The organism is Streptomyces sp. NPDC057287 (assembly GCF_042667905.1).
GTDB lineage: Bacteria > Actinomycetota > Actinomycetes > Streptomycetales > Streptomycetaceae > Streptomyces.
Window position 1 is genome coordinate 188592 of the sequence record NZ_JBHUYV010000010.1, and the last position, 16351, is coordinate 204942.

The window sequence follows — 16351 nt, forward strand, 5'->3', positions numbered from 1 at the left end:
CATGAGCCGACTCGCACAGACCGCCGGTCTGACGGACGTCCAGCAGGAAATTCTCTCCACGGTCCGGGATTTCGTCGACAAGGAGATCATTCCTGTCGCGACCCAGCTGGAGCACCGCGACGAATATCCGACGGAGATCGTCGAAGGCCTCAAGGAACTCGGCCTGTTCGGGCTGATGATCCCGGAGGAGTACGGCGGTCTGGGCGAGTCGCTCCTCACGTACGCGCTGTGCGTCGAGGAGATCGCCCGGGGCTGGATGAGCGTGTCGGGCATCATCAACACGCACTTCATCGTGGCCTACATGCTCAAGCAGCACGGCACGCAGGAGCAGAAGGACACCTTCCTGCCCCGGATGGCGCTCGGTGAGGTGCGGGGCGCGTTCTCGATGTCCGAGCCGGCGCTGGGCTCCGACGTCTCCGCGATCTCGTCCAAGGGTGTCAGGGACGGCGACGAGTACGTCCTCGACGGCCAGAAGATGTGGCTGACGAACGGCGGCACGTCGACTCTGGTCGCCGTCCTCTGCAGGAGTGACGAAGGCCACCCCGAGGGGACGGCCCCGCACAAGTCGATGACGACGTTCCTCGTCGAGAAGGAGGCGGGCTTCGGTGAGGTCCGCCCCGGTCTCACGATCCCGGGGAAGATCGACAAGATGGGCTACAAGGGCGTCGACACGACCGAGCTCATCATGGACGGACTACGCATTCCGGCCAATCGTGTGCTGGGGGGCACCACCGGCCGAGGTTTTTACCAAATGATGGACGGTGTCGAGGTAGGGCGGGTGAATGTCGCCGCACGTGGCTGCGGCGTCGCACAACGTGCGTTCGAACTCGGTGTTTCCTACGCCCAGCAGCGCCAGACCTTCGGAAAGCAGATCGCGCAGCACCAGGCGATCCAGTTCAAACTGGCCGAAATGGCCACCAAGGTCGAAGCCGCGCATGCGATGATGGTGAACGCGGCACGCAAAAAGGACTCCGGGGAGCGGAACGACCTGGAGGCAGGGATGGCGAAGTACCTCGCCTCCGAGTACTGCAAGGAAGTCGTCGAGGACGCCTTCCGTATCCATGGCGGCTACGGCTTCTCCAAGGAGTACGAGATCGAGCGCCTCTACCGTGAGGCCCCGATGCTGCTGATCGGTGAAGGTACCGCCGAGATCCAGAAAATGATCATCGGTCGCCGGCTGCTCGAGGAGTACCGGCTCCAGGGCTGAAATGTCCCTTACGGGGTGATTTGGTGGCGAAGAACATCACACCGGGTCACCCCTGTGCGGAGCCTTTCAGCTGTCCGACTCGGCTGCTGGCTTGCCCAGTTGCCGCTCGCACCCGATAGCATCGCGGGAAAGCCGCCGTCCCCCCGTTGCCAGCGCGGCATCATCCGCTACGAAGGTCATTCATGCCCGACAGCCAAATCCCTGCATCGCGCGGAGGGGTCCGCCTCGCCCGTGGAGCATCGCCGTGGCTCCTCCCGACCGTCGCCACCGCGGCACTCAGCCTCGCCCGGGCCCGCAAGTCCGGACGCTGGGCCGCCGTGGCCGTGCCCACCACCGCGCTCGCGGCGGGCATGCTGTGGTTCTTCCGCGACCCCGAGCGCGAGATCACCCAGGGTCGCGTCATCTCGCCGGCCGACGGTGTGGTGCAGAGCATCATGCCGTGGAAGGACGGGCGCACCCGCGTCGCGATCTTCATGAGCCCGCTGAATGTGCACGTCAACCGGGCTCCCCTGTCCGGCACGGTGACCTCGGTCGAGCACATCCCGGGTGGGTTCGTCCCGGCGTTCAACAAGGAGAGCGAGAACAACGAGCGCGTTGTCTGGCACTTCGACACCGAGCTCGGCGACATCGAGATGGTGCAGATCGCGGGAGCGGTCGCCCGTCGTATCGTCCCCTACATCCCGCAGGGTACGAAGGTGGAGCAGGGCGAACGCATCGGTCTGATCCGCTTCGGCTCGCGCGTGGACATCTACCTTCCGGAAGGTGTCGATGTCGCGGTCGAGGTCGGCCAGGCCACGACCGCGGGGGTGACTCGAATTGACCGTGATTGATCCCGATACCCAGGCGAGCTGGGTGCCCGAGGCGGACGAGCAGGACGACGCCGAGGACATGCCGCTCTCGATGCGACTGTCGATAGCGGACACGCTCACCCTCGGTAACGCCACGTGCGGTTTCATGGCGGTGTACTTCACCACCACGGGGATCCTCATCCCGCACCTCACGGGCAGCGACGAGTCGGGCATGGCCAGGCACTCCGCGGCCACCGCGGTCATCCTCATGCTCATGGCCGCCGTGTTCGACCTCTTCGACGGCCTCGTGGCGCGCAAGCTGCGCTCGTCGCCGATGGGGGCGGAGCTGGACAACCTCTCCGACCTCATCAGCTTCGGCCTCGCTCCGGCGTATTTCGTACTGGTGTACGGAATGGTCGCGGACGACGCACACCAGCGGGTGTCGGCGCTCGCGGCGATCGTGGTGTTGCTGGCGGTGGTGCTCCGCCTTGCGCGGTTCTCGTGCGTGACCTTGAAGGACGGCATGTTCCAGGGCATGCCGAGCCCCTTCGGAGCGCTGACGGTCGTCTCGATCGTGCTCCTGGAGCTGCCCTTCGTGCCCACACTGCTCGCGATCATCGGAGTGGCGTGGCTGATGGTCAGCCGGGTCGAGTACCCGAAGCCGCGGGGCGTCCTCGCGGTGGCGATGCTCAGCTGGATCGTGGCCGCGATGGGGCTCCTCGCCGCCTGGGCGTTCGACGCCCCCGGCGGCCAGCTGCTCCTGCAGACCGGCTGCGCGCTGCAGGTCGTCCTGGGTGCGGTGATCCCGCTCTTCGCCACGGCACGGCGGGTCAACACCTTCCGCGACAACCGGCGCGAGGCACGGGCGGCACAGCTCCCGTAACCGCGCGGAACAGACTGCGACGAGGGCCCGGATGCTCCCCGGCATCCGGGCCCCCGTGCGTCCCGGGCCCGTCACCGGGTGCGCCGCCGCCCGTCCCGGGGGACGCTAAGAGACGTGCAGGACCAAGCCGCCTCTGTCGCCGCCACGGGTTCGGGCACGGAGCTGCTGGACAGCGCCGTCGCCCACGTCGTACGCGAGACCGGGGCCTCCGTGGTCATGCTGTACCTGCTGCAGCCGGACGACAGCACGCTCCACCTGGCCGTCCTCGCGGGGCTGCCCGGTCAGCTGGCCACCCCCTGGACCCGGGTGCCGCTGTCCGCCCCGATACCGGTGGCCGACGCCGTACGCCTGGGGTGCGTGATCTGGCTGGGCAGCCAGGAGGAGCTGGCGCGCCGCTATCCACGGCCGGCGCTCGTGCTGCCGTACCAGTTCGCCATGGGAGCCGCCCCCATCCGTACCGGCGACACCGACCGGGGCGGGCTCGCGCTGCTGTGGCCCGGGTCCCACTCCCCGCAGCTGACCCCCGAAGAGCGTGACGCCGTCGTCAGGGGCTGCCACGGCATCGGCATGCTCCTGCAGCAGGCCGAGAGCAGCGGCTATCCCATCCTGCCCGGCACCCAGCCACGGGTGCTTCCCCCGCCGGAGCCTGCCACCCCCGGTCCGGCCGAGGCCACCGCCATCGCCGAGTTCGTCCGACGGCTGCCCGGCGGGAGCTGTTCCCTGGCGATGGACGGGAGGGTCGTCTTCCTCAACGACGCCGCCGCGCGCCTCCTGGGGACCCCGGCCGAGGACGTGCTGGGCACGCTGCCGTGGGAGTCGCTCCGCTGGCTGGACAACCCCGCCGTCGAGGACCACTACCGGGCGGCGGTCATCAGCCGTCAGCAGACGTCCTTCACCGTGATGCGGCCACCGGACCGGTGGCTGTCCTTCCATCTGTTCCCGAACGCCACCGGCATCAGCGTCCGGATCGTGCCCACCTCACGGCCGGGCCCACGGGACGTCCCCGCGCCGGCACTGCCCACCACCTCCGCGGTACCCAGCCGGGCCACCGCCCTCTACCACCTGATGCACCTGGCGGCGACGCTGACCGAGGCGGTCGGCACCCAGGACGTGATCGAGCTGACCGCCGACCAGCTGATGCCGGCCTTCCGGATACAGACCTTCGTCGTGATGACGTCGGTGGAGGGCCGGCTGCGGGTCGAGGGCAGCCGCGGCAGCCGTCCCGCGCTCATGGAACGTTTCGACGGTGCCCCTCTGACCTCCGTCACACCCGCCGCGCACGTACTCCTGACAGGCGTTCCCGACTTCTACTCCACCTTCGCCGAGCTGGAGCGCGCCTACCCCTCGGCGGGCATCCGCAACGCCGTGGCCGCCTGCGCCTTCCTCCCGCTGATCGTCTCGGGGCATCCGGTCGGCTCACTGGTCCTCGCCTACGACCGTCCGCACCCCTTCGAACCCGAGGAACGCGCCCTGCTGACCTCGATCGCGGGGCTGCTCGCCCAGGCGCTGGACCGCGCCCGGCTCTACGACACCAAGGACCGGCTCGCCCACAGCCTGCAGGCCCATCTGCTGCCCCAGACGCTGCCCCGCATCGACGGTCTGGACGTGGCGGCCCGCTACCTCCCGTCGACCCGGGGCATGGGCATCGGCGGAGACTTCTACGACCTCATCCGGCTCGACGGGACCACGGCCGCCGCGGCCATCGGCGACGTGCAGGGCCACAACGAGAACGCCGCCGCGCTCATGGGCCAGGTCCGCACCGCCGTGCACGCCTCCGCGGGGGCACCGCCGGACGAGGTCCTGGCACGCACCAACCGCCTGCTCACCGATCTCGACCCCGGACTGTTCACCAGCTGCCTCTACATCCACCTCGACCTCGCCGGGCACAGCGCGCGCATGGCCACCGCCGGCCACCCCCCGCCGCTGCTGCGGCAGCCCGACGGGCAGACCGAGGTCCTCGGTCTGCCGCCCGGCCTGCTGCTCGGCATCGATCCCGCCGCGCGCTACCCGACGACCGACGTCCCGCTTCCTCCCGGCGCGGCACTCGCCCTGTTCACCGACGGACTGGTGGAGGCCCCGGGGGTGGCATTCGACGACGCCACCGCCGAACTGGCGGCGCACTTCGCGCTCGCCCTGGACCAGAACATGGAGTCCGTCGCCGACACGCTCGTGCGGTACGCGAAGCAGGCCACACCGGGGACCGACGACATCGCCCTGCTCCTCATCAACGCCCTGCGGCCGGACGGCTGACGGCGTCCGGCACCTTACCGGTGCGCGGAGATGGAGAGCCCTGAGGTGCCGAGGCGGTGGGTTCATCGGCACCCCAGGGCGTTCAGGGGGTGTGGCGGTCGCGCGGGGCTCAGCCGCCGTAGAGGTCGGCCAGGCCGATGCCGGTGGTACTGGCGGCGCCGCCCAGCCTCACCTCGTGGTCGAGGCCGACGAACTTCCCGCCCGACTGCCAGAGGGCGGGCTTGAGCATCGCGTACTTGGCCTCGTCCCAGGTCGCCCAGTCGTAGCCCAGCAGGCCACCGGTGTCACCGGAGTTGGGGTTGAGGCACCAGAAGGTCTGGTGTATGCCGTTCTCCACGATCAGATCCCGCAGGGCGGTCATCCACTTCTGGTTGGGACCGTTGTCGAGGTGACCTCCCCACTCACCGATGAACAGCGGCGCGGTGCCGTTCTTGTGCAGGTACAGCCAGTTGGGGTCCCAGACGTCGCGCTCCAGCGTCGTACGGTTCCACTCGCCCTGGAACCAGGGCTGCTGGTAGACCAGCGGCCCGTAGTCGTGCGGGGAGTAGACCAGCTGGTCCTGATGGGCACCGAGGTCGACCGGGTGGTCCTTCGCGCCGCGCAGGTTCCCGCCCCACCACATGCCGTGGTAGTCGGCCGCCGAGGTCGAGGACCAGTTCGCGCCGTCCTTGGGGTAGATCTCGATGCCTTCGCACAGGACGAGGACCTGCGGGTTGATCGCGAGGATCCGCTTGCCCGCCGTCTCGCAGGTGTACTTGAAGTTGTCCTGGTCCGTGGAGCCGTCCCACTTGGCGCGAGGGCTGTCGGACTGCTTGCCGTGCGGCTCGTTCTTGACGTCCATCGCCACGAGCGTGTCGTTGGCCTTGTAGCGCGCGGTCACCCACTCCCAGGCGGTGTAGAACTGCTCGGGGGTGATCGAGCCCTTCCACCAGACCGGATACACATGGCCGGAGTTGTCGGCCTCCGCGCTGTGGACGTCCAGCATGACCTTGATGCCGTACTTCTCGGCCACCGCGAGGAAGGCGTCGAAGACCCCCAGGGTCGTCCTGCCCGCCAGCTCGGGGTTGGCCCAGGTGTTGACCGCGCTGGAGGGCGCGGCCCGGCCGTTCTTCCACTCCAGCAGGAGCTGGGTGGAGATCGGCACACGGACGATGTTGATGCCGCGCTCCGCCATCTGCCGGGTGACCGTGTCCAGGTTGGCGGACCAGAGCCCGTGGAAGACCCGCTCGGACGCGTTGAAGCCGAACCAGTTGACGCCGGTGAGCCAGACGCGGTTGCCCTGCGCGTCGACGATCCGGTTGCCCTCGGTGTGCAGCCAGTCGGTGCCGGCGGCGGCGGGCGTCGCGGCTGCCGCCCGTCCCGCCGGAGCGGCCGGGGCCGCCTGGGCGGCGACCGGGCCGGACAGAGTCATCAGCAGAGCGGTCGCGGTGACGGTGGCGGCGAGCGCCCTGCCCAGTCTTTCCCTCGTCCGTGGCTTCATCCGTTGTCGCCTTTCGTGGGGGTGGGGTGGGCCATACGAATGGGAGCGCTCCCATTCCGTTGCTCACATGAAGCCAGGACCACCGAACGGCTGTCAATGGACATGACAACGTTCAACTCCTGAAAACATATGCCCTTCTGCACCGCTCGCTATTCCCGCACTTGAGTCATTTATTTGAGCAATGAAGACGAAATCTTGCGCAGCACCGTGGACTTCTTGACTCAAGTACTCCTAGCCTGTGGGGCGTCCGAAGCCCTTCGAGCCGCAAGGACGACCCACACGTGACCCCACCACCGCCTGGACCACGCCTCCTCAGACGCTCCCTCTCCGCATCCCTCTCCCTCGCACTCGCCGCGGCGGGCACCGCCGCCGCGGTCGTGCTGGCCGGCGCTCCCCCCGCCCAGGCCGCCGCGGTCCCCGCACCGTCACCCGTCGGGATATCCGGGCGGGGAGCCACCGTCCCGTTCAAGGAACAGGAGGCCGAGTACGCCGCCACCAACGGCTCGCTGATCGGCCCGAACCGCCTGTACGGCTCCCTGCCCTCCGAGGCGTCGGGCCGGCAGGCGGTCACCCTCGACGCCACCGGTGAGTACGTCGAGTTCACACTCACCGCCCCCGCGAACGCGATGACCTTCCGCTATTCGCTGCCGGACAACGCGGCCGGGACGGGCCGGGACGCCTCGCTCGACCTGCGGGTCAACGGCAACTCGCTCAAGAGCGTGCCGGTGACGTCGAAGTACGGCTGGTACTACGGGGGTTACCCCTTCAACAACAACCCGGGCGACACCAACCCGCACCACTTCTACGACGAGACCCGGACCATGTTCGGGTCCACCCTGGCCGCCGGCACGAAGATCCGGCTCCAGGTGACCTCCACGGCGGCCTCACCGTCGTTCACCATCGACCTGGCCGACTTCGAGCAGGTCGGCGCGCCGGTCGGCAAGCCTTCGGGCGCCCTGGACGTGGTGAGCGACTTCGGCGCCGACCCGACGGGGTCGGCCGACTCCACGGCGAAGATCCAGGCCGCGGTCGACGCCGGGCGCACCCAGGGCAAGGAGGTGTACATCCCGCAGGGCACCTTCAAGGTCCAGGACCACATCGTGGTCGACAAGGTCACCCTGCGCGGCGCCGGACCCTGGTACAGCGTGCTGACCGGACGTCACCCCACGGACCGCAGCAAGGCGGTCGGGGTCTACGGGAAGTACTCCGCACAGGGCGGCAGCAGCAACGTCACCCTCAAGGACTTCGCCATCATCGGCGACATCCGCGAGCGCGAGGACAACGACCAGGTCAACGCCATCGGCGGGGCCATGTCCAACTCGGTCGTCGACAACGTCTGGATGCAGCACACCAAGTGCGGTGCCTGGATGGACGGCCCGATGGACAACTTCACCATCAAGAACAGCCGCATCCTGGACCAGACCGCCGACGGCGTGAACTTCCACTACGGCGTCACGAACTCCACGGTGACCAACACCTTCGTCCGCAACACCGGCGACGACGGACTGGCCATGTGGGCGGAGAACGTCCCGAACGTGAAGAACAAGTTCACGTTCAACACGGTGATCCTGCCGATCCTCGCCAACAACATCGTCACGTACGGCGGCAAGGACATCACCATCTCCGACAACGTCATGTCGGACACCATCACCAACGGCGGCGGGCTGCACATCGCCAACCGCTACCCGGGCGTCAACTCGGGCCAGGGGACGGCCGTCTCGGGTACGCACACCGCTGCCCGCAACACCCTGATCCGGACCGGGAACAACGACTTCAACTGGCAGTTCGGCGTCGGCGCGATCTGGTTCAGCGGACTCAACGAGCCGATCAACAACGCCACCATCAACATCACCGACAGCGAGATCCTGGACAGCTCCTACGCCGCGATCCATCTGATCGAGGGCGCGAGCAACGGGCTGCACTTCGACAACATCAAGATCGACGGCGCGGGCACCTACGCCCTGCAGATCCAGGCTCCCGGCACGGCCTCGTTCAACAAGGTCGTCGCCACGCACATCGCCCAGTCCAACCCGATCCACAACTGCGTCGGCAGCGGCTTCCAGATCACCCAGGGCACCGGGAACTCGGGCTGGTACGCGAATCCGCCCGCCTGCACCGGTGTCTGGCCGGCCCCGGTGTGGACCAACGGCGGGGTCCCCGGCGGAGGCACCGGTCCCACCGACCCGCCGGACCCGACGGACCCGCCGGACCCGACCGACCCGCCCGAGGAGACGGGCAACCTCGCTCAGGGCCGCCCGATCACCGAGACGAGCCACGCCGACGTGTACGGCGCGGGCAACGCGGTGGACGGCAACGCCAACAGCTACTGGGAGAGCCGGAACAACGCCTTCCCGCAGTCCGTCACCGTGGACCTCGGTGCCGCCAAGGCGGTCAAGCGGCTGGTGCTGAAGCTGCCCCCGGCCGCCGCCTGGGCGACACGCACGCAGACGATCGGCGTGACGGGCAGTACCGACAACTCCGCGTACAGCTCCCTGAAGGCTCCGGCGGGGTACACCTTCAATCCGTCGAGCGGTAACACGGCGACGGTGACGCTGACGGGGACACCGGTCCGCTACCTGCGGCTGACGTTCACCGCGAACACCGGCTGGCCGGCGGGCCAGCTGTCCGAGCTGGAGGCCTACACCAGCTGATCGCGCACACGACGACGGGCCCGGCCACCACGGCCGGGCCCGTCACTGTGCGGGGAGATCAGGGCTTGGGCGCGAAGGACTCGGCGGCCGGGGCCACCTCGGCCGGGCGGACCACCTTGAGGCCACCGGGGCTCTTGGCGTCCGGCTTCATGATGACGGTCTCCTTGGTGGAGGGCGCCGCCGGGTCGGTGAAGTCGTGCGAGATCCCGAAGTCGCCACCGAAGCCCTTGATGGTGAGCAGGGCCTTGTCGACTCCCTCGCGGGTGAGGTCCTTCGACTCGCAGGCCTTCTTCAGCGCCTCGCCGAAGACGGACGCCGCGTTGTACCCGGCGATGACGCCGTTGTCGAGGCCGTCCTTGGGGTACTGGGCCGCGTACGCCTTGGCGAGCTTCGACGGACCGGCGGCCGCGTCACCGATGGGCAGCGTGGAGGACCCGATGTAGTAGTCCTTCTGCAGTGCCGGGCCCGCGGGCGTGGCCAGGAGCTGCGGGGCGTACGCCGAGTTGTTGCCCACCACCGGGACGTCGAAGCCGGTGGCCGCGGCCACACCGACCAGCGAGGCGGCCTGGCGCGGTCCCGCGCTGAGGACGATCGCCTTCACACCGGCCTGCTTGAGGGCGGAGACCTGGGCGGTCATGTCGTTGTCGGTCGGCTTGATCTTCTGCTCGACGACGGTCAGGCCCGCCTCCTTCGCCGCGTGCTCGGAACCGGCCAGGGCGTTCTCGCCGTAGTCACCCTCGAAGTAGACGTGACCGATCTTGTCGCCCTTGGCGATGCGCTTCTCGTCCAGCAGGAAGTCGATCAGGTTGATCGTCTCGACGTCGTAGGTGGCGCCGATGACGCGGACGTACTTGGACCCGACGAGGTTCGCCGACCAGGCCTGCGGCAGGATGATGCCCTTGTCCTGTCCGTCGATGCGCGACTCGACCGCGGCGACGAACGGGGAGCCGATGAACTGGGTGAAGCCCAGCACGTTCGGTTCCAGCTCGGTGTAGGCGCCGATCGCCTTCTGCGGGTCGTACGCGTGGTCGCGGACGGTCAGTTCGATCTGCCGGTCGCAGATGCCGCCGGCCTTGTTGGTCTCCTTCACCCAGAGCTGCTGGGCCTGGGTGACGCTCTTGCCGAGCGAGGCGTACACCCCGGTCATGTCGGTGAGGGCCCCGAGGGTGATCTTCGAGTCGGTGACCCCCTCCCCGGCCTTCACCCCGTTCTTGTCGGCGGCACCGTCGTCCGACGACTTCGCCTTCTCGCTGCATCCCGCGAGGGTGAGGGTGAGAGCCGCGACGACGGCTCCGACAACACGTAGCTTCATTTCTTCTTCTCCCCTGGATTCTTCAGACGCGCAATGCCGCCGGGCAGGAACAGGACGACCGCGACGACCGCGGCGCCGTACAGATAGCGGGACGCCTCGCCCGGTGCGATGCCGCCCGTACCGGGGGCGGACACCAGGGGCAGGGAGTCGCTGTAGTGGGTGAGCACCTGAGGCAGCAGCGATACGAACGCGGCGCCGATGACGGCTCCCGCGACGCTGCCCAGCCCGCCGATGACGATCATGGCGAGGTATTCGAGGGACAGGATCATGCCGAAGTACTCGGGCACGGTCCGCTGGAAGACCAGCGCGAGCAGGACGCCCGCGAGGCCCGCGTACATGGAGGACAGGACGAAGACACCGGCCCTGTACCGGGCCACCGGCACACCCATCACGCCGGCGGCGATCCGGTGGTCCCGGATGGCGTTGAGCGCCCGGCCGGGCCTGCCGCGCAGCACCCCCCGGGCGAAGAGTCCGCTGGCCAGGAGGGCCCCCAGCCCCAGGTACCAGAGCTTCTCGGACGACTGGAAGGGCACCGCGGCGACGACCACCTCGGCGTCGTCGAAGGTGAACCCGAACAGCGAGAGCGGCGGGACGGGACGGCCGTTGAAGCCGCCGGTGAGCGAGCCCGCATTGAAGAGCACGTGCTGGCCGATGAAGATCAGCGCGAGCGTGGCGATACCGAGGTAGGCACCGCTGAGCCGCCCCGCTATGGGGCTGAAGAGCCCGCCGGCCGCTCCCGCCAGGAGCACGGCCAGGATCGCCGCGAGCCAGGTGGGAAGGCCGAGGCCGGTGAGGGTGTGGCCGTTCTCGGTGCTGCTCTCCCCCGCGAGGATGCAGTAGCCGTAGGCGCCCACCGCGAGGAAGAAGGCGTGGCCCATGGAGAGCTGGCCGGTGGAGCCGGTGAGCAGGTTGAGCCCGATGGCGCCGATCGCCGCGGCCATCGCGAACAGTCCGGCCTGGAGCCAGAACCGGTCCAGGTAGAACGGGAACAGGAGGAGCAGGACCGAGCCGGCCAGCCAGAGGTAGGGGGCGGGGCGGCGCAGCCGGCCGGCGGTCGCCCCCGCGGCGACGGGGGCCGGGGCGGTGGCGTCCTTGGTGGCTTCAGACACGGGAGAGCTCCTTCGTACCGAAGAGTCCCGCCGGCCGGACGAGCAGGACGACCACCATCACCAGGTACGGCGCGAGATCGCCGATACCGCGTCCGAGGAAGGACAGGTCGCTCTGGTAGCCCGTGGCGAGCGATTCGGTGACACCGACGAGGAGCCCACCGACGAGCGCCCCGGTCGTGGAGTCCAGGCCGCCGAGGATGGCGGCCGGGAACGCCTTGAGCGCGGCGAGCGACGTGGCCCGTTCCAGGCCGGGGGTCGGGAACACCGTGAGGAAGAGCGCGGCGACCGCGGCGAGGGCCCCGGCGACCGCCCAGGCGGAGAGGGAGACCCGGCCGAGCCGGATGCCCATCAGCGCCGCGGTCTGCGGATTCTCGGCCGCTGCCCGCATGGAGACGCCCCACGAGGTGAAGCGGAAGGCGAGCAGGAACACGGTGATGAGGAGCCCCGCGACGAGGAACGCCGCGATGCGGGTCTCGGCCAGGGTGACTCCGCCGATCGTGACGACCTCGTCGCCCCACGGGTCGCCCAGGGCCATGACGTCCGTCCCCATGCGCCGGGTGAGCTCTGTGGTGAGGAGGATGTCGACGCCGATGGTGACGATGGCCAGGACGCTCTGGTCGCTTCCCCTGTAGCGGCGCATCACGAAGAACTCGACCGCCGAACCGACCACCGCGGCGCCCGCGATCCCGACGCCGAGCGCCGGCCAGAAGCCGATGTCGTCGTGGAGCAGGGCGGTGACGTAGCCGCCGGCGAGGAGCAGTGAGGCATGGGCGAAGTTGACGACCTCGGTCGCCTTGAAGATGACGACGAAGCCCAGGGCGATCAGTGCGTAGACCGAGCCGATGGACAGGCCGCCGAGGAGGAGTTCGATGAAGGTGGTCATTCCTGTGCCCCCAGGTAGGCCTGCACGACGGCCGGGTCGTTCTGCACCTCGGCGGGCGTGCCCCCCGCGATCCTGCGTCCGAAGTCGAGTACGGTCACGGCGTCCGCGAGCCGCATCACCACCCCCATGTCGTGTTCGACCATGACGATCGAGATGCCGAGGCTGTCGCGTACGCCGGCGACGACGGCCGCGGTGCGGCGGCGCTCGTCGGCGGTCATGCCCGCGATGGGCTCGTCCAGGAGCAGGACCTCCGGCTCCATGCACAGGGCGCGGCCGAGCTCGACGAGCTTCTGCTTCCCGTACGGGAGGGCGCCTGCGGGGAAGTCGAGTTCCTTGTCCAGGCCGATGAACCCGGCGATCTCCCGGACGCGTTCGAGATGCCGCTGCGCCTCACGGGTGGCGGAGGGCAGCCTCAGTCCGGAGGCCACGAAGCCCGCGCGGGTGAGCCGGTGGCGGCCGAGCATGAGGCTCTCGGCGACGGTGGCGTGCGGCGGCAGGGCCAGGTTCTGGAAGGTGCGGGCCACGCCGAGGTCGGCGATCCGGTGCGGGGCGAGACCGGTGAGTTCGGTGTCACCCAGGCGCACACTGCCCGAGGTGGCGCGGTAGACGCCGGAGAGCACGTTGAATGTGGTGGACTTGCCCGCGCCGTTGGGTCCGATGACCGCGTGCACGCTCCCCGGTTCGACGGTGAAGGACACCGCTTCGAGGGCGGTGAGTCCGGCGAAGCGGACGGTCACGTCGCGCACGGCGAGAGGCGCCGGGCCGGCCGTCACGCGGACCACCTGCTCAGGGTGCGGGTGGTGCCTTCCGCCTGTGCGGCGTCCTCGGCGGCCGTCTCGTCGACGACGCCGAGGTAGCGGCGGCGGACCTCGTCGGAGGCGGCGAGCTCGTCGGCCGGGCCGTCGAGTGCGACCTCGCCGACGTCCAGGACGTACGCCGTGGAGGCGAGCCGCAGCGCGATGGCCGCGTTCTGCTCGACGAGCATGACGGAGGTCCCGCCCGCGTTGATCTCCTGGATCGTCTCGGCGATCTTCGCCGCCATCAGCGGCGCGAGGCCGAGGGACGGCTCGTCGAGCAGCAGCAGGCGGGGCGCGGCCATCAGGGCACGGCCCATGGCCAGCATCTGCTGCTCGCCTCCGGAGAGCAGCCCGGCCCGCTGGTGCGCGCGCTGGGAGAGCACCGGGAACAGTTCGTGTACGCGGCCGAGGGCGGCAGCCGCAGCCTTGCGCCCGCCGCGTGCCCCGAGGGCGCCCGCCCGCAGATTGTCCGCCACCGTCATCCGGGCGAACACCTGCCGGCCTTCCGGTACCTGGATCACTCCTGCCGCCACCACCTGGGCGGGGCGGAGCCCGTCGAGGGGGCGGCCGTCGAAGCGGATGGTGCCCGTGCCCGTGCCGCGGTGGAAGCCGAGGGTCCGCGACACGGCCCGCAGCAGCGTGGTCTTGCCGGCGCCGTTGCCACCGAGTACAGCGGTGATCGCGCCGGCCGGCACGTCGACGGAGACGTCGCGCAGTGCCCGTACCGGGCCGTAGCCCACGGACAGTTCGCGGATCTCGAGCGTTGCCATGCGTCCTCCTCCTTCCGTCTGGTCGTCGTGGTGCCACAGACCAGCAGCGGGCGCGGCGCGCGTCCACGGTCCGGGGCGCAATCGCTGCGGGTGACCAGTCTTCGAGGGGCCCGGTTGTGCGGGCGCACAGAGGGGGGTGATGCCCTGTCGTCCGCGGCGCGGCCGGGTGGCATCCTCACCAGCCATGAGCGGCTCGGCTGCGGAACGGAGCGAAGACATGCGGCGGCGCAGTGACGAGCGGGGCCGTGCGCTGCTCGACGCCCTGCTGGAGGGCCGGTCGGAACCGGGCCTCGCGGCGCGCGCGGCGGACGTTCTGGGCCTGCCGGAGCAGGGCCGTTACGCGGTGGTGGCGCTGCGGAGGGGCGGGGGCGCACCGTCGGGCACGGCCATGGAGGCCGACGGTCTCGCGTTCCTCCGGCGGAGGCGGGCGGACCGCGAGACCGTGGTCGTCGCCCTGGGCGACCGTGATCCGGCGGTGCTCGCGGGGCTGCTGGCGCGGTGGTGTCCGGGCCCCGGCGGGATCGGCCCGGTGGCCGACGGTCTGGCAGGGCTGGGGGCCGCGCGCCGGCTGGCCGAGGTGGCACTGCTGACGTGTCCGCCGGGCACGACGGACATCGTGCGGCTGGAGGAGAGGCTGCCCATGGCGCTGGTGGTGAGCCAGCCGGAGCTGTCGGCACGGCTGGTCGCGGACGTCTTCGGCCCGCTGCTGACGCTGGATCCGGCCGACCGGGCGCTGCTGGTGCGCACGCTCGACGCGTGGCTGGAGTGCGGTGGGTCGGCGGGGAGGGCCGCGGGACGGCTCTACTGCCACCGCAACACCGTGCTCAACCGTCTGCGCAGGCTGGAGCGGCTGACCTCGCGCTCGCTGTCACGGCCACGCGAACTGGTCGAGATGATGCTGGCGCTGGACGCGTTCAGGCTGACGGCACCGCAGCCGTGAGGGGGTGCCGTCGTGGACGGGGACACCTGAGGGGGCTCGTGAGGGGGAACCCGCCGGGCTCCCCCTCACGAGTGGTGCGTCAGGACAGGAAGTCGCGGGCGATCGCTCCGGCCGCGCGTTCCAGCAGAGGGCCGGCCTGCGCCATGCTGACGGCCGGGTCGGGCTCCAGGTCCGACAGGGCGTAGGCCCGACTGATACCCGCCTTCTCCAGTGCCTCCGCCGGGAGGGCGAGCCGCCCGCACACGGCGACGGTCTCCACACCGGCGGTGCGCGCCGCGGCGGCGACCCCCGCGGGGGCCTTGCCGTGCAGGGTCTGCTCGTCGAGCGAGCCCTCTCCGGTGATGACGAGCGTGGCGCGGGCCAGCGCGGGGGCGAAGCCCAGGACGTCGAGCATGACCTCGATGCCGGGCCGGAAGCGTGCGCCCAGCGCGACCAGGGCGCCGTAGCCGATGCCTCCGGCCGCGCCCGCTCCGGGGAGCTCGGCGGTCCCGGCTCCCAGCACGGACGCGTAGTGGACGAGCGCCGCGTCGAGGACGGCGATGTCCTCCTCGGTGGCACCCTTCTGCCGCCCGTAGACCTCGGGGGCGCCCTTCGGCCCGGTCAGCGGGTTGTCCACGTCGCTGGCGAGGATCAGGTCGACGCCCGCGAGCCGGGGGTCGAGTCCCGACAGGTCGGCCTCGGCCAGGCCGGCGAGCGCGCCGCCGCCCGGGCCGACGGGCTTGCCGTCGCCGTCCAGGAACCGCGCTCCGAGCGCGGCGAGCATGCCAGCGCCGCCGTCGGTCGTCGCGCTGCCGCCGACACCGAACACGATCGTCCTGGCGCCCGCGTCGAGCGCGGCCGCCAGGAGCTCCCCGGAGCCGTACGTGGTCGCCGTGAGCGGGGCGAACTCCCCCGCGGGCAGGTGCTGCAGGCCCGAGGCCTCGGCCATCTCGACCACCGCGGTCGTGTCGCGCACCGCGTACGCCGCGGTCACCGGCGTCCCGAGCGGCCCGGTCACCCGCGCCTCGCGGCGCTCGAATCCGGCGGCCACCGCCGCCGCGACCGTGCCGTCGCCGCCGTCCGCGACGGGCAGGGTCTCGACCCGCAGCCCGGGGACGACGCGCCGCAGTCCGGCCGTCACACGCTCCGCGACCTCCACGGCCGTCAGCGAGCCCTTGAACTTGTCCGCCGCCACGAGCACGTGGGGGGTCTCCATCACTGCTCCGTCCGTCACCTTGTATCCCTTTGCTTTCGAACAGGCAGTCGCGCCGCCCCGACCCTATCCGGACCACCCCTGATCTG

General features: G+C 70.3%; 13 protein-coding genes. 6 read left to right on the forward strand and 7 right to left on the reverse strand.

Annotated features, from left to right (window positions below):
• Window position 1: 1 nt before the first annotated feature.
• The 4 genes from ACFUNE_RS21045 (at window position 2) to ACFUNE_RS21060 (ending at window position 5128) form a co-directional block, all read left to right on the forward strand.
• Complete coding sequence (locus ACFUNE_RS21045) at window positions 2-1207, forward strand: acyl-CoA dehydrogenase family protein (RefSeq protein WP_383569960.1); 1206 nt, start codon at window positions 2-4, stop codon at window positions 1205-1207.
• A gap of 182 nt (window positions 1208-1389) precedes the next feature.
• Window positions 1390-2037: a phosphatidylserine decarboxylase gene (locus tag ACFUNE_RS21050; protein ID WP_376370293.1), complete on the forward strand. Its 648-nt coding sequence runs from the start codon at window positions 1390-1392 to the stop codon at window positions 2035-2037.
• 22 nt (window positions 2038-2059) lie between these two features.
• Window positions 2060-2878, forward strand: a complete 819-nt coding sequence (gene pssA / locus ACFUNE_RS21055; RefSeq protein ID WP_187355691.1) for a CDP-diacylglycerol--serine O-phosphatidyltransferase — start codon at window positions 2060-2062, stop codon at window positions 2876-2878.
• A gap of 114 nt (window positions 2879-2992) precedes the next feature.
• The gene (locus ACFUNE_RS21060) at window positions 2993-5128 is read left to right on the forward strand and encodes a SpoIIE family protein phosphatase (protein ID WP_383569963.1); all 2136 of its coding nucleotides are present in this window, start codon (window positions 2993-2995) and stop codon (window positions 5126-5128) included.
• Window positions 5129-5237: 109 nt separating this feature from the next.
• Here ACFUNE_RS21060 and ACFUNE_RS21065 read toward each other — a convergent pair whose 3' ends face one another.
• On the reverse strand, window positions 5238-6608 hold the full coding sequence (locus ACFUNE_RS21065) for a glycoside hydrolase family 5 protein (protein WP_383569965.1): 1371 nt from the start codon (window positions 6606-6608) through the stop codon (window positions 5238-5240).
• 281 nt (window positions 6609-6889) lie between these two features.
• Here ACFUNE_RS21065 and ACFUNE_RS21070 point away from each other — a divergent pair, with 281 nt between their 5' ends.
• The gene (locus ACFUNE_RS21070; protein ID WP_383569968.1) at window positions 6890-9259 is read left to right on the forward strand and encodes a discoidin domain-containing protein; all 2370 of its coding nucleotides are present in this window, start codon (window positions 6890-6892) and stop codon (window positions 9257-9259) included.
• A 58-nt stretch (window positions 9260-9317) separates the two neighbouring features.
• Here ACFUNE_RS21070 and ACFUNE_RS21075 read toward each other — a convergent pair whose 3' ends face one another.
• From ACFUNE_RS21075 to ACFUNE_RS21095, 5 genes are read right to left on the reverse strand one after another with little or no spacing between them, the layout of a single operon-like run.
• Window positions 9318-10571, reverse strand: a complete 1254-nt coding sequence (locus ACFUNE_RS21075) for an ABC transporter substrate-binding protein (RefSeq protein WP_383569971.1) — start codon at window positions 10569-10571, stop codon at window positions 9318-9320.
• A complete protein-coding gene (locus ACFUNE_RS21080; RefSeq protein WP_383569974.1) occupies window positions 10568-11680 on the reverse strand; it encodes a branched-chain amino acid ABC transporter permease in 1113 nt (370 codons plus the stop codon). Before ACFUNE_RS21080 ends, ACFUNE_RS21075 begins: the two co-directional genes overlap by 4 nt.
• Window positions 11673-12563, reverse strand: coding sequence for a branched-chain amino acid ABC transporter permease (locus ACFUNE_RS21085; RefSeq protein WP_383569977.1), 891 nt, complete (start codon window positions 12561-12563; stop codon window positions 11673-11675). Before ACFUNE_RS21085 ends, ACFUNE_RS21080 begins: the two co-directional genes overlap by 8 nt.
• Window positions 12560-13345, reverse strand: coding sequence for an ABC transporter ATP-binding protein (locus ACFUNE_RS21090; protein ID WP_383569980.1), 786 nt, complete (start codon window positions 13343-13345; stop codon window positions 12560-12562). The genes ACFUNE_RS21085 and ACFUNE_RS21090 overlap by 4 nt, the downstream gene beginning before the upstream one ends.
• Complete coding sequence (locus ACFUNE_RS21095; RefSeq protein WP_383569983.1) at window positions 13333-14130, reverse strand: ABC transporter ATP-binding protein; 798 nt, start codon at window positions 14128-14130, stop codon at window positions 13333-13335. The genes ACFUNE_RS21090 and ACFUNE_RS21095 overlap by 13 nt, the downstream gene beginning before the upstream one ends.
• A gap of 217 nt (window positions 14131-14347) precedes the next feature.
• Here ACFUNE_RS21095 and ACFUNE_RS21100 point away from each other — a divergent pair, with 217 nt between their 5' ends.
• Window positions 14348-15070, forward strand: coding sequence for a PucR family transcriptional regulator (locus ACFUNE_RS21100; protein WP_383569986.1), 723 nt, complete (start codon window positions 14348-14350; stop codon window positions 15068-15070).
• A 79-nt stretch (window positions 15071-15149) separates the two neighbouring features.
• Here ACFUNE_RS21100 and ACFUNE_RS21105 read toward each other — a convergent pair whose 3' ends face one another.
• Window positions 15150-16265 carry a glycerate kinase gene (locus tag ACFUNE_RS21105; protein WP_383569989.1) on the reverse strand — a complete coding sequence of 372 codons (1116 nt, stop codon included), beginning with the start codon at window positions 16263-16265 and terminating at the stop codon, window positions 15150-15152.
• Window positions 16266-16351: the final 86 nt, after the last annotated feature.

Coding starts and splice junctions, on each gene's coding strand:
- ACFUNE_RS21045 (WP_383569960.1), top strand. CDS start 2: ATGAGCCGACTCGCACAGACCGCCGGTCTGACGGACGTCCAGCAGGAA.
- ACFUNE_RS21050 (WP_376370293.1), top strand. CDS start 1,390: ATGCCCGACAGCCAAATCCCTGCATCGCGCGGAGGGGTCCGCCTCGCC.
- ACFUNE_RS21065 (WP_383569965.1), bottom strand. CDS start 6,608: ATGAAGCCACGGACGAGGGAAAGACTGGGCAGGGCGCTCGCCGCCACC.
- ACFUNE_RS21075 (WP_383569971.1), bottom strand. CDS start 10,571: ATGAAGCTACGTGTTGTCGGAGCCGTCGTCGCGGCTCTCACCCTCACC.
- ACFUNE_RS21085 (WP_383569977.1), bottom strand. CDS start 12,563: ATGACCACCTTCATCGAACTCCTCCTCGGCGGCCTGTCCATCGGCTCG.
- ACFUNE_RS21095 (WP_383569983.1), bottom strand. CDS start 14,130: ATGGCAACGCTCGAGATCCGCGAACTGTCCGTGGGCTACGGCCCGGTA.
- ACFUNE_RS21100 (WP_383569986.1), top strand. CDS start 14,348: ATGCGGCGGCGCAGTGACGAGCGGGGCCGTGCGCTGCTCGACGCCCTG.
- ACFUNE_RS21105 (WP_383569989.1), bottom strand. CDS start 16,265: ATGGAGACCCCCCACGTGCTCGTGGCGGCGGACAAGTTCAAGGGCTCG.